General features: G+C 39.3%; 7 protein-coding genes and 1 pseudogene. 3 read left to right on the forward strand and 5 right to left on the reverse strand.

What is annotated here, in order from left to right; translation table 11 throughout:
- Nucleotides 1-272 precede the first annotated feature (272 nt).
- The 5 genes and pseudogenes from AAHJ11_RS06400 to AAHJ11_RS06420 all read right to left on the reverse strand — a co-directional run bounded on the left by AAHJ11_RS06400 (nt 273) and on the right by AAHJ11_RS06420 (nt 6974).
- Nucleotides 273-1802 carry a pectate lyase gene (locus tag AAHJ11_RS06400; protein ID WP_195648532.1) on the reverse strand — a complete coding sequence of 510 codons (1530 nt, stop codon included), beginning with the start codon at nt 1800-1802 and terminating at the stop codon, nt 273-275.
- Nucleotides 1803-1920: 118 nt separating this feature from the next.
- Nucleotides 1921-2739 carry a LytTR family DNA-binding domain-containing protein gene (locus tag AAHJ11_RS06405; protein ID WP_217722025.1) on the reverse strand — a complete coding sequence of 273 codons (819 nt, stop codon included), beginning with the start codon at nt 2737-2739 and terminating at the stop codon, nt 1921-1923.
- Between the two features lie 3 nt (nt 2740-2742).
- Nucleotides 2743-3538, reverse strand: a pseudogene (locus tag AAHJ11_RS06410) (LiaF transmembrane domain-containing protein).
- 172 nt (nt 3539-3710) lie between these two features.
- Nucleotides 3711-5288: a polysaccharide lyase family 1 protein gene (locus tag AAHJ11_RS06415; protein WP_320974898.1), complete on the reverse strand. Its 1578-nt coding sequence runs from the start codon at nt 5286-5288 to the stop codon at nt 3711-3713.
- Between the two features lie 45 nt (nt 5289-5333).
- Complete coding sequence (locus tag AAHJ11_RS06420) at nt 5334-6974, reverse strand: pectate lyase (protein ID WP_074636966.1); 1641 nt, start codon at nt 6972-6974, stop codon at nt 5334-5336.
- 298 nt (nt 6975-7272) lie between these two features.
- Here AAHJ11_RS06420 and AAHJ11_RS06425 point away from each other — a divergent pair, with 298 nt between their 5' ends.
- From AAHJ11_RS06425 to AAHJ11_RS06435, 3 genes are read left to right on the forward strand one after another with little or no spacing between them, the layout of a single operon-like run.
- Entirely contained in the window at nt 7273-10494 is a 3222-nt protein-coding gene (locus tag AAHJ11_RS06425) for a SusC/RagA family TonB-linked outer membrane protein (RefSeq protein WP_148366412.1), read from the forward strand.
- A 26-nt stretch (nt 10495-10520) separates the two neighbouring features.
- The gene (locus AAHJ11_RS06430; protein ID WP_148366413.1) at nt 10521-12518 is read left to right on the forward strand and encodes a RagB/SusD family nutrient uptake outer membrane protein; all 1998 of its coding nucleotides are present in this window, start codon (nt 10521-10523) and stop codon (nt 12516-12518) included.
- A gap of 33 nt (nt 12519-12551) precedes the next feature.
- The gene (locus AAHJ11_RS06435) at nt 12552-14162 is read left to right on the forward strand and encodes a DUF5123 domain-containing protein (RefSeq protein WP_167511834.1); all 1611 of its coding nucleotides are present in this window, start codon (nt 12552-12554) and stop codon (nt 14160-14162) included.
- The last annotated feature ends 14 nt before the right edge of the window (nt 14163-14176 follow it).

Below are 14176 nucleotides of genomic sequence, written 5' to 3' on the forward strand. Positions count from 1 at the left end.
TCATGTTTCTCATTTGTTTAGATTTTCATTATACATTAAGATGTTTTTCGCTAAAGTGAATTCTTTGTTCTTTCACCAGTGCAAATTTGAAGATTAAACAAGAGAAGATAGAGTAAGATTTAGTAGAAAAGGAGGAAAAAACGGACTGGGGCAAAATGTGCCCCTCAAGTATAGCTATGCACAAAAAAGATATGCCCTTCAAGTGTTATCATAAAACACCTGAAAGGCATATCATCTAAATTCACCGCATTGAACGGAGAATTACTGATTACCTATTTGTTCTGTGCATCGACTATATTTTGCACCAAACTATTCAAATATACCTCAAGATTCGTATATTGTCCATTCGGATCTTTCGTTTTTGTATTTCCATCTGCGGGATTATTCGGATCAAGTCCGTTTTTTATTTCCCACTCATCAGGTATGCCATCACCGTCTGAATCCACCGGTACCGAAAGACCTGCTATTGACAATTCCGGCCAGGGAGAATCACCTATATCTTCGGGGCTATTGATAAATCCGGGTTTATTTCCTTCTCCTGTGAAAGTTGCCGTTCCTTTCCGGGTGTCAGAGATGATACGTTTGTCTACTTCATCACGATAATTACAACAACCCGCATAGTTCATTACCTGTTCATAAGCCTTGTCAGCCGAATAGGTAGTGATTACTCCAAAATCAAGAGGTTCTTTCAGACGGATAGATTCTTTGGCTTCTTCTGTCCAGAGGAAGTCTACTTTTTCATCATTCTTCAACTGGGCATAGACCCCATCCGTCCAGTTATCGGCAGTCACTCTGTTGTTACCTTCTATCTTATTTCCATCAATATAGAAAGTTCCCCATTTCTGCAGGTAAGGTTGAAAAGCTAAGTTCTTTTTGGGTTCTCCATCAACGTAAACATAAGCCTGCGGATAAACTCCGACTTTGGCGATACGATATTGCACCTGTTTGGAGGCCTGTTTGGTTGCCGGTCCCGGTTTATAATAGTTATTGACGATATTGACATGCTGATCTTCTCCGCCATAGCAACCGTTTCCAGCCCAGTTGTAGAAAACATTATTCCGAATATCAACACATTCGCCAAGAGCTAATGTAGAAGGACGAGGGCCCAGACGCGGCACGCGACTTTCACAGTGAGCGATCAAGTTATGATGATAGGAAGCTTTATGGCCTCCCCAATTACCGCCATATCCGTGTGCCCCTTTTACATGAGTCGCTTTTCTTAATGCTTCAGAGCCAATACACCATTGTACCGTGGAGTTTTCCATACCATAAACGGAAAGACATTCATCCACACTCCAACTAACGGAGCAATGGTCTACCATAATATCTTTTTTATCACAGCCGCCCAATCCATCGGGTTCTTTTCCACTGGCTTCTCCGGGGCGGAAACGAAGAAAACGGATAATTACATTATTAGAATTAATAGAAAAGCCATAATCAGCCAGACAGATTCCTCCGGGAGAAGTCTGTCCTGCAATGGTGAGATGATCTTTCCCTGTTCGTAACTCCGATTTCAGATGAATCGTGCCAGCCACATCAAAAACAATCGTTTTAGGTCCATTTTGTTTCAAAGCCCATCGTAAAGTCCCTTGCGAACCATCGTCTTCCAAAGAAGTCACATGATACACTTTGCCACCACGGCCGCCCGTCGTGTATCTACCGTGTCCTTCAGCTCCGGGAAAAGAGATCACTCGACCTTCCCGGACGCCTGTCTCCTGTTTTTCGGGTATGTCATAGGAAAAAGACATCGTTCCTCCCACGACCATTGCCAGCAGACAGACATTAACTAATATTCTTCTCATTTCCTTATTCACATTATTAGATGATGGAAACAAAAGTAGTGGAAGCTTTTCATTCTGACATTCATTTTTTGACCGATATGGGGGAAAAATCAGTTTTTATGATAAGATTGAACCAATTTTAGATCCCCAGCCGCTCTTTTAATAACCGGTAACCGGAAAGACTCACTTTTAGTTTCACGCCAGTTTTCAATAACAACTGATAAGTTTCTTTTCCAAAAAGCTCCACCCGCGAAATTTGTGTTACGTTGACAATCGTAGAACGATGTACACGCACAAATGTATCAGGAGACAGATGGGTCTCAAAATACTTCATTGTTTGTTCTTTCAGATATTCTCCGGTAGGAGTTATCAGCATCACATAATCTCCACACGCTTGTATGTAGATCAGTTCATCTGCCTTTACCAGATGAATTCGGGAACCGTCTTTCACTGTAATGCGATCTATTAATTCTGTCTGTGGTTTTCCTTGTTGTTCGGTCACAGTTAGCTGATGTGCAGCCAATTCTTTATCCAGTTCCTGATTCTGTACTTCTTCCTTAGTTACGATCAGGCGATACCATAAAGTAATGGCAATCAAGGTTGGTAGTCCGAATAATAACCGGAAAGGTATGGTCTGCACAAAAGGAATATAGGATACGCCTACAATCCTCACCATGATATCACAGATCATAAAACTACCCGCCAGCCATAACAGGCTTCCAACGATTATCATGATTATATCCGTCTGGAACAACGAAACAAGACCGACCACAAACCAGGCTAAATAGGCTATGGCTGCCAGCCAACCAATTGTTGCGACTCCATCTACCAGAGCAGGAAGATAGTCGGTTCCGGTATATCCACAAACTAAAGCCACCTGTGTTGCAACCAGAATCAACGCTAGCACCAGCATCGGAACCCAGCGGAATGGATAATCTATTATCGGATGTGCTTTCATACGCTAGTCTTTAACTTCCAAGCCTCCGAAAGAAAGCGTTCCACGAATGACCAATATGCTCTCCTTGTTTACATTCCCATTTTGCCAGCGTTTGTCATCACATCCTCCAAAAAAAGCATTGCATTTGAACACGACTGTCCAATCCGACGGGACATAAATTTCGACTCCCCCCCAACTGCAATCCAAATCAATATAGGTTTCTCCCGGTGCAATATGGGTATGGCGAAGATCAATAGTTGTCCCCCCCGAAAGAGGTACAAATGATGGCTCCTTTAAACAACTCATCAAGTACTACGTGGCGTGCAGCTCCCCAGACATTCTCCGAACGCAAAAAGCCATCTACTGATTCCGACTGTTGTTGTTCACTCTCAAAGTTCATGCCGGGTCTACCCTGATGCATCTTCATCCATTGCCGACGATGTTCCATTGTATGCTGGCGAGCCCATTGCGCCCTCTTATTTCTGCCGGGTTTGAAGATAAATAAAACGCCTGCTATTATCAGGGCGAGGGGCCACACCATTGCCTGTGAATTCTCCGGCAACCAGGAAAGTCCTCCTGTCAAAAAATAGGCACCCGCCAGAAAAAGGATGATTCCACCGATGAAATGGCGGCGAATCATAGCATATATACCTAATAATATAAGGAGTGAATGCCAGGATACGATTATATCAAATACTTCTGATGTAATCCATCCCATATTACGGGCAAACAGTAGAATCCCGGAAAGGATAAAAAGTGAAGCTATCAGTATTTTACCGGAAAAGCCTGTAGCACGGGGAAAATTTTGTTTCTCTTCCATTGTCTCTATTATTAATTGATTAATGGTTCAAAGATACATCATTTCCCTATGCTTCCACAGGCTTTTCTGTTGATTTACGGTATAAATTCCGATGAATGCCGGATAAAAACCGGTGAATACGATTATGATAAACGACCTCGCCCGACAAAGACAAATCTTATCTGTTTATAAATTATTTCTTTCCACCGTTATTCTGTTTTTCAACAATATCATGTACTAAACTATTCATATACATTTCTAGATTGGTATACTGACCATATTTATCTATCGTTTTTCCATTACAATCAGAAGCATCATTCGGATTTAATCCAAATTTTCTCTCCCATACATCAGGCATACCATCATTATCGGAATCAACCAAGACAGTTCCTTGTGGAAGAACAGGCCATGGAGAAACATTCTCCGGAGCATTTGAAGAAAGCAAATCATCCTGACTATCTATCAATCCGGGTTTCGGATATCCTTCACTTTTCCACATGCCCCCTTCTCCATTATGATTATTCAAACCTTTATATCCGGCTGTCCTGGTACGTGTTTCCTCCACAATACGTATATCAACATCATCTCGATGTAATGAACATCCCGCATAATCCAATACTCGTTTATAAGCATTGAAAGCTGTATGTGTCGTTACCGATGCAAACCCGTGAGGTTCATTCAGACGAATAGAATCTTTAGTCTTTTCTGTAATTACTTTTTTATAATTACTTGAGAATTGATTATAAACTCCATATTCCCAATTATCAGCTGTAGCCTTCTGGCTGTTTTTATCATCTGCCCCTCCGTCTACAACATTACCATCAATATAATACTTTCCCCACAAATAACCTCCATTTCCATCTTCTGTTGCATCTATAGCAAAAATCCGCCCACGTTTAGATCCCGTCACTGTAGCAGGACCCGGTTTATAATAATTATTCACTAGATTAATATTCATCCTTTCCCCACCATACGAACTATTCATTCCCCAATTATAAATAACATTATTACGAAAATCGACATTATCACCATCACATTCTCCATGCTTACGAGCCTTGGCTCCTAAACCAAAACGAGGGTTACGACTATCATGATGGGCTAACAGATTATGATGATAAGAAGAGTGTTCACCTCCCCAGATTCCTCCATAACCATGAGGTCCTTTTGTATGTCCTCCCAATCTAAGGCTCTCCGAAATAATGCACCATTGCATAGTAAAATCATCATTTTCATAAAACGAAGCACATTCATCGGTACACCAACTTACAGAACAATGATCTATAATCACATTCTTCGCTCCTTTCCCTCCTAAAGCATCCGCGCCGTCAGGATGTACACACTCTTTATTACCCATACGAAAACGTAAAAAACGAAGAATTACATTACTTGCATAGTTTGTTACCGGATAACCCGCTATACAAATTCCTCCTCCTGGGGCAGTTTGTCCCGCAATGGTTAAATCCCCTTTCCGTATTTTCAAGTCTTTAAGCAGAAATATCGTACCAGATACTTGGAAAATGATAGTACGAGGACCATCCAACTTTTCTATACCATATCGTAAAGTACCAGGTAATCCATTATCAGCCAATGAAGTAACTATATACACCTTACCACCACGTCCACCTGTAGTCATGCTCCCATATCCCTCTGCACCAGGAAAAGCAGCCAGCTCTCCAAAATCAAGAGTATTACCAACACCTGAAGAGGCAAAAATAACTTCACTCCCCATCATAGTTAAAAATACAACCAAACAACGAAAGATTAAATTCATATTCTTTTTATTTATCAAAATAATATCCCAATATAGCAGATTTGTCTATTGTATCCCTCCTTTATTCTGTCCTTCAACAATTTTTTGAACCAAACTATTCATATACATTTCCAAATTCGTATATTTCCCTTCTTCATCTACCGTTCTACCATTTCGATCTGAAGCATCATCCGGATTTAAACCATGCTTTCTTTCCCATTCATCAGGTATACCATCATTATCGGAATCTTTCAGCACAGTATCTTGTAACAATTCAGGCCATGCAGACAATGCTCCAATAGGAATCACGTCATCCTGGCTATCAATGATACCTTTCTTTGGATATCCCACACTTTTCCAGTCAATACCTTCAACAACTCCCTGACCATTGTGCTCATTCTTTCCCTGATAATTTGCAGTTCCAGTTCGAGTCTCTTGAACAATGCGTGCATCTATTTCATCTCTATTCAATGAACAACCCACATAATCCATTACACGCTCAAAGGCCGTACGGGCATCATGAGTTGTAACAGTACCTGTCTCTACAGGAATTGTCCGTCTAAGAGCTTTTTTTGTATCTTCATCCAAAGTTCCATACTTTTTATCAAACTGATTATAAACACCATACTCCCAATTATCCTCCGTGGCTTTCACACAACGGTCATAATCAGCCGCACCGTTAATTTTTCCATCATCCACTACATTTCCTTGAATGAAGAAATCTCCCCAAGTATCAAAAATAGCCGGATATGATTTCTTATCCGAATCACTCACTTTTTTATCAATAGCAATAATACGTCCACGCTTTGAAGTGCCGGTAGGGGTAGCAGGACCGGGTTTATAGAAATTATTTACAATATTTACATGCATGGCTTCTCCACCATAGCAAGAGTTCCCGCACCAGTTATAAATAACATTATTACGCATATCTACAATTTCATTCTCCTTTGTCGAATTAACTCCAGGACCTAAACGAGGATTACGGCTATCATGATGCGCCAATAGATTATGATGAAAAGAAGCTTTCATTCCTCCCCAAATACCACCATAACCATGTGGACCTTTCGTATGACCACCTAAACGTAGACTTTCAGAAATGAGACACCATTGCAATGTGAAATTTTCATTTTGATAGAAAGAAACACATTCATCGGTACACCAACTCATGGAACAATGATCAATCATTATATTTTTATGATACCGACCACCAAAAGCATCTGCCCCATCTGCACTTACATCTTCTTTATTTCCCATTCGGAAACGTAGAAAACGGACAATTACGTTATCTGCCTCCAAAAAGACCGGATAGCCAGCTAAGCAAATACCATCACCCGGAGCTGTCTGACCTGCAATGGTTAAATCTCCATTTTTTATTTTTAAATCACTATTTAAATGAATAGTTCCTGATACTTGGAAAACAATCGTACGTTTTCCGCTTAATTTCTCTATACCATAACGTAAGGTTCCGTTTTGCTGTTTGTCTTCCAATGAAGTAACAATATATACATCGCCATCACGTCCTCCGGTCGTGTAGCGTCCATGTCCCTCCGCCCCAGGAAAAGCCGGTATCTTTTCATCTTGAACATCTCCAGTCCCTTCGGGTTCTTTCGGATTTTCATTGGTATCAACACTATCAGTACATGCCATGATTCCAAAAACAAACAAAACGGCCCAATACCATCTACTTAGAATTATATCCATTTTCATACATTATTAGATTAATGGGAGCAAAAGTAAGCAGGAAAAAGAATAGTCATGTTCAAATTTTGTTTTTCCCAAGTACTAAAATCGACAAAACAAGGCATTTCAAGCTATCATGTGTATTTTTTGTTTCAAAACTATCATAAAAATGCCTGTCAGCAATTAAAAAACAAAAAATACTAGGTGAAAAACAAATATTGCACATACCTATATTCACATTCCTATACTTTTGTACCGAGGAATTAACCCTAAATGTGAGTACAGAATCAAAAACAATAACCATTAATTAATAAACATGCAAAGAATGTCTAACAAAGTGAAAAACATGCGCAGTTGGCTGCTAATGCTATTTGCAGCGATATCGCTTGGCGTATCAGCGCAAACAATTACCGTAAAAGGTAATGTGAAAGACACAACAGGAGAACCGATCATCGGAGCTTCTATAGTTGAGAAAGGCAATACCACCAACGGTACAATTACCGATTTAGATGGTAACTATTCTATTAAAGTTCCTGCAAAAGCAACCCTTACATTTTCTTATATTGGAATGAAGACGCAGGATATTGCTATAAAAGGACAAGGCCCTATTAATGTCACCCTTTCTGATGACACACAAGCACTAGATGAGGTGGTAGTAATTGGTTATGGCACTGTTGCCAAAAAGGATTTGACTGGTTCAGTGTCTTCTGTTAGTGCAAAACAGATTGCTGCCATTCCAGTATCTTCCGCATCAGAAGCACTACAAGGAAAAATGGCCGGTGTATCTATTACGACTACTGAAGGATCTCCTGATGCAGACGTAAAAATCCGCGTACGTGGTGGTGGCTCTCTATCCCAAGATAACTCACCGCTTTATATTGTAGACGGATTTCCCGTATCAAGTATTTCTGATATTGCTCCAACAGATATTCAATCAGTAGATGTATTGAAAGATGCTTCTTCTACTGCTATTTATGGGGCCCGCGGTGCAAATGGTGTTATCATCATCACTACTAAATCCGGTCAGGAAGGTAAAATCCAGGTAAACTTGGGTGCCTCGTTCGGTGTTCGTAAAGTTACCAAAATGGTAGATGTATTAAACCCGTACGAATATGTATTATGGCAACAAGAAATAGATCAGGAAGGTATGAAATATGGTATCTTTGATGATTTGGATATTTACAAATCGATGAAAGGTACTGACTATCAGGATGAAATTTTTGGTCGCACAGGAAATCAGCAACAATACAATGTGAGTGTAAGTGGAGGCAATAAAGATACTAAGTTCAGCGTCAGCTACGCCCATAACGAAGAAAAAAGTATCATGCTTGGTTCAGGCTTCTCTAAAGAGAACATTAATGCTAAACTTAATACCAATATCAGCAAATGGTTAACGATGGACTTTAACGCCCGTTTTAGTTACCAAACGATTGATGGTATCAGTGGTGGAGCAGATGCAAATGAATCAAGCGCAGCCAATTCATTGATAGCACGTTCCGTTATCTATAAGCCAGTAGAAGAAATAAATACAACAAGTTCTGACAGCGATGATGATGAGAATGTGAATAATGCACAATATAATCCGTTAGAACGTTTAAATGCAACTTACAAAAAACAGACTCGGCTACAACAAAACTATAATGTAGGACTTAATTGGAAACCAATCAAAGGATTGACTTTCAGAAGTGAGTTCGGTTATGGCTGGAGATATAACAATACGGACCAAGTATGGGGAGTGGAAGCTACAAGTAATTCTAAATATGGTTATTATGGACAACCACAAGCTCTATTAAACAAGGTTATTAACAAGAACTGGCGTAATGCAAATACAGTAACATATGATACCAAATTCTTGAATAACACGCACAAGTTAAATGTAATGTTGGGACATGAAGTTTCAAGCAGTTATGATCACGAGACAATTAACACTTCTGTTGCATTTTCCAAATATATGACCATTGATGATGTTCTTTCCGGTATGAGTAACGGAACAGCATTGCCAACCTCTACTTACATTGGCTTTAAAGATAATCTGCTATCGTTCTTCGGACGTGTCAACTACACAATACAAGACAAATATCTGATGACTTTCACCATGCGCGCTGACGGATCCAGTAAATTCTCCAAAGGAAACCAATGGGGATATTTCCCTTCATTAGCTCTGGCATGGAGAATATCTGACGAAGCATGGATGGAAAGAAGCAAGGAATGGTTATCCAACCTAAAACTACGTTTAAGTGTGGGTACTGCCGGTAATAACCGTATCAAATCTGGTGCCATCAATTCTACTTTCTCATTAGCGGAAACAAGTGATAAGAACATTTATTTCAATGAAATGAGTGCTGTTGTGCTACAACATGCTTCCAATCTTTCCAATCCTGATCTAAAATGGGAAACAACGCTTACCCGTAACTTAGGTATTGATTTCGGATTTTGGAATAACCGTTTATCAGGTAGCATTGATGCATATTGGAATACAACTAAAGACCTATTAATGAATGCAACAATTCCTTCAAGTACAGGTTTTTCCACCCAATATAAGAATTTTGGACAGACATCGAACAAAGGTATAGAATTAGCATTAGATGCAGTCATAGTAGATACTAAGGACTTCGGTTTAAATGCGAACTTCAACATTTCTTATAATAAAGCCAAAATTGACAAACTAGCCGGAGGACAAACTTGGCAAAGTAGTAACTGGGGAGGTAAGCCAGCCGGACAAAACGACTTCTTTATTGAAGAAGGAGGACGTCTGGGAGAAGTATATGGATATGAATTGGATGGTTTTTACACTACTGACGATTTCTCATGGGACGGTAGTAAATGGGTACTTAACGAAAACCTTACTGATCCAACGGAGCTGATTAAATATAACAATTTCGGTCCGGGTGCATTGAAACTGAAAGCTGATGAAGATGGTAAATTTACTAAAAAGCGTTTGGGCAATACAGTTCCAACTGTTACTGGTGGTTTCGGTATAAACATGCGCTACAAGAATTTTGATCTATCAGCCTTCTTTAACTACTCTCTTGGTAACAAGATCGTTAATGCGACCAAATTAGGTTCAGGCTACTATAATGATACTAAAAAGGGATGGAATTTAAATGACAACTTCACTTTAGCCAAACGTTATTCTTGGATTGATCCCACAACAGGAGAAAATATGTTAAAGAGTTCATATATCAAAAGTAATGGACTTGATTATACTATTAATCGTTTAAATGAAGTGAATGCCGGAGCTTCCATGTATAATCCGGGCTCAATTACAGAGATGCCATTGCTTGACTGGGCAGTAGAAGATGGTTCTTTCCTCCGCGTCAACAATATCTCAATTGGATACACATTGCCTAAAGCTTTTGTAAACAAAATATTTATGCAAAACGTACGTATCTATGTAACTGGTTACAACTTATACTGCTTTACCAAATATTCAGGAGCAGATCCGGAAGTAGATACACGCCGCAGTACTCCTATGACTCCAGGTGTAGATTACTCCGCATATCCCAAAAGCCGCTCATTTGTAGGGGGTATTAATGTTACATTCTAACCCATAAATAGAAAGGAAATACATATATGAAAACTTATATAAAATCAATATTATTAGGAACCGGACTGCTGGGATTGTTTTCATGCAGTGATTTTCTCGATCAGTCTTCCCCTTCGGAATTAAAAGGAGAAAACGTCTTTAACTCTGTTGTATATACAGAACAGGCGTTAAACAAGGTATATGCCGATTTGACATACGACCATACTTATGGTTCTCGTATCCCTATTAATTTTGGTAATAATACAGATATCGAACTGGCAAATGCAACCAAGCAATCTGAAGTTCATCAGAATTCAGAAAGAGGATTAGGAAACTACTATCTAAGCAAAGGATGGGATAAACTCGATACAAACTGGGAAAGATGCTTTGCTATTATTGAAAATGCCAACATCGTTATTGATGGTATTCGTAATAGTGATCTGTTAGCAGAAGGGACTACCACTCGTAAACCAATGCTTCGCTATTTAGGAGAAGCATTGACCATGCGTGCAATGGTATATTATGATATTGTTAAAAATTACGGAGATGTCCCTATGCGTTTTGAACCTACTCAAGCTGACGGCTCTAACATGTATGCAGCAAAAACAGACCGTGACGTTATCTTAGACCAACTATTAGATGATCTGGATGAAGCTGCAAATTATCTTCCTTGGGCAGGTGAAGACGGATACACAACAGAACATGCCACTGCAGGTTTTGCACATGGTCTATTTGCCCGTATTGCTTTATCACGTGCCGGATATAGCATCCGCGAACAGGCAAAAACAGGTTATAGAAATCATCCGACTTGCAGTGACGGACAATTCCCCACTCAACGCCCGTCAGAAGCAGAAGTTCAAAAACTACACGAACGTGCATTGGCACATTTGGATATTGTAGTTAGTAAACAAGTTCATAAATTGAATCCGTCTTTTGAGAACCAATGGGATTTGATCAACAAGCGGACATTAGATACTAAATATTACGAAAATCTATACGAGGTAGCTCACGGATTAGGAAGATCAGGTGAAATGGGATACAGTACCGGAGTTCGTATTAATGGTGCCAGCAATAAATATGGCGCAAAAGGCAACAGTAGTGGTAACATCAGACTCACAGCTTCTTATATCTTGTCTTTTGACAATAACGACAGCCGTAGAGACATTACATGCGCCTATTATGAATTAAAACAGACTACAGTAGACAATAAAGCAGTCATAAAAGAGACATTGCTTTCCAACTCTCCTTTCAGTGCTTACGTAGCAAAATGGGATATCCGTAGAATGGACGATGCAATCATCTCTTTGGCACAAAATACAGACCAGAAATGGGCTCCGGGTATTAACTGGGTAGTGATGCGTTATTCTGATATTTTATTAATGTATGCTGAAGTTATGTATAACTTGTATGGATTAGAAAGTAGCAATCCAAACGGCACCACTACTAAAACCGCACTTGAAGCTTTGACAGAAGTACACATTCGTGCTTTCGATACTGCTGCCCAGACTGCTGCCAAAACAGCAATTGAAGCATCTGCCCGAAACAACTTCATGGAAGCACTTGACCAGGAACGCGCATGGGAATTTGCAGGAGAATGTGTTCGAAAATACGATCTGATACGTTGGGGAACACTCTCTGAAAAACTGGATCAGTTCAGGACAGACTATAAAGCCATGATTGAAACAGCTCCTAAATTTATCTTCTACAAAATGAAAAGTGATGATCCATATTCAATTGATATGAACAGTATCACTTGGCGTACTGAACAAATTCCTACCGACCTTAGAGACCTTGAGGATCCTGATAAAGTGAAGGAAGCTGCAAAGACTGCAGGTTATGAGTATGTTACTGGTTGGGGAACTAACTATGAATGGAAGAAAGGAGTAGCAGATACTAGCAAAACAACCAATGATTTAAATCTTGAGTATGTAGATGATATCAGCAGTGGTTTAAATACTACAATCAAAAATAGACATCTATTACCAATAGGCTCCAAAACAGTTTCGGATGCCAATGGATACATAGAAAACTCCTATAACTTCTAATAAATGTATGAATATCATTCAATAATTGATCTCATGAACATGAATATTATCAAATCAACAAAATATACGGTTTTATCAGGACTTTTTATAGTCCTGACCGTACTGCTTTCATCGTGTGAGAAAGCAAATGATTGGGAAACAGACAGTGCCTACAATCGTCTGTTCCGTAGTACTAAACTGGCAGTCAGCCCTAGCATCAACGATGCTGAAGTTATATGGAATAATACAATCAATACCGATTATTATATCATTGAAGTGAATACTTCTGAACTCACCGCTGAAAATTATCAGGAAGGCTCTGTTATTTTCGGAGAGGATAAGAGTATAAAAAGCTCTCCATACACTATTGAGGGATTGGATGCAAATACCAATTACTATATTCGTATTCGCTCATGCTCAGAAATAGCATCACCTTCCAAATGGGTATATCCGGAAAATACAAGCTTTAAGACTAAAACAGAACAGTTAATTGAAGATATCTCAACCATCACCGGTTCTACTGCCATTATCACATGGAAAAAGAATCAGAGTGTAACTCATTTCCTACTGACGAACACAGAAACTTCAGCAGTTACAAACATTCCAATCACTTCGGAAATGAATGCTAAAGGTAGTTACCAACTTACAGGACTGGCTGCTTCTACCGCATATACTATTGGTATATACAATACTGTCAGTGGTGAAGAAATCTTGAGAGGTGAGAAATCGTTCCAAACTACAGAAAACTTCCCGGACGGTTATACACCTGTATATCTTACAGCTGCTGATGATCCTAATGAGGTGCTTGCTGCTCAAAGTGGAAATATCGTTCTGGTTGTGCCTCACTCTACAACGATCACATTCAATAAAGCTGTCATTGTACCTGAAACTATTACATCAATAGTATTTTGGGGAGCAAGTGGAGGAGCTGAACAAGCAACGATGACAACTAAAACTATTTTGACTTTAGGAAATAAGGATGTGGTACGTTTCTATAACTTAAATGCCGATGCGCAGGGAGATTATTTCTTTAATCTTCAGAAGAGTACAGAAATGACAGATGATATAGCAACTAGTATCAACACTCTATTAATAGAGAATTGTACGATAAACAATTCTAAATCGTTAGTAAGAGCTAAAGAAGGTACTAGTATTCAAATCAATAAAGTTAGTGTAAGTAAATCTATTATCAACGGTTGTAGCGGAGATATGTTTGCTTATAAAGAATCAACAGTTGCCCAAATCCCTGTTACTGAAATAACTAATAGTACCTTGATTAAGCCACAAGGACGAATCTTCTATGCAGGAAATGCAGCTTCTTTCTCCATCGATTATTGTACGATGTATGGCTGGGGAGGTTCAAAAGCATTATTAGAATTAGGAGATAAAAATACGACAGGAATGTCCTTAGCTATCAAAAATACAATCTTGGCTAATGGTGGAAGCAGTAGAAAAGCTCATAATGCAAATGCAGCTGCAAATCTTAGTCTGACTATCGAGAAAGTTTATGGTACTAATGATATGACATTCCATAGTACTCTTGGTGATGTAACCAAATATGATAAATCATCTGCGGAAGTGTTCGAAAATCCGGAAGAAGGAAACTTCAAAATCATAGATGCCCTATTCCCAAGTGGCATTGGTGATCCTCGCTGGACAGAATAAGAAAATAATGGAAT

The organism is Bacteroides sp. 90-K9/2, assembly GCF_047310725.1.
In the GTDB taxonomy this organism is placed as follows: domain Bacteria; phylum Bacteroidota; class Bacteroidia; order Bacteroidales; family Bacteroidaceae; genus Bacteroides; species Bacteroides vicugnae.

What these genes read in the sequence shown, in the direction of transcription:
- AAHJ11_RS06435 (WP_167511834.1), top strand. Translation starts at nt 12,552, where the DNA reads ATGAACATGAATATTATCAAATCAACAAAATATACGGTTTTATCAGGA.
- AAHJ11_RS06430 (WP_148366413.1), top strand. Translation starts at nt 10,521, where the DNA reads ATGAAAACTTATATAAAATCAATATTATTAGGAACCGGACTGCTGGGA.
- AAHJ11_RS06420 (WP_074636966.1), bottom strand. Translation starts at nt 6,974, where the DNA reads ATGAAAATGGATATAATTCTAAGTAGATGGTATTGGGCCGTTTTGTTT.
- AAHJ11_RS06415 (WP_320974898.1), bottom strand. Translation starts at nt 5,288, where the DNA reads ATGAATTTAATCTTTCGTTGTTTGGTTGTATTTTTAACTATGATGGGG.
- AAHJ11_RS06400 (WP_195648532.1), bottom strand. Translation starts at nt 1,802, where the DNA reads ATGAGAAGAATATTAGTTAATGTCTGTCTGCTGGCAATGGTCGTGGGA.
- AAHJ11_RS06425 (WP_148366412.1), top strand. Translation starts at nt 7,273, where the DNA reads ATGTCTAACAAAGTGAAAAACATGCGCAGTTGGCTGCTAATGCTATTT.
- AAHJ11_RS06405 (WP_217722025.1), bottom strand. Translation starts at nt 2,739, where the DNA reads ATGAAAGCACATCCGATAATAGATTATCCATTCCGCTGGGTTCCGATG.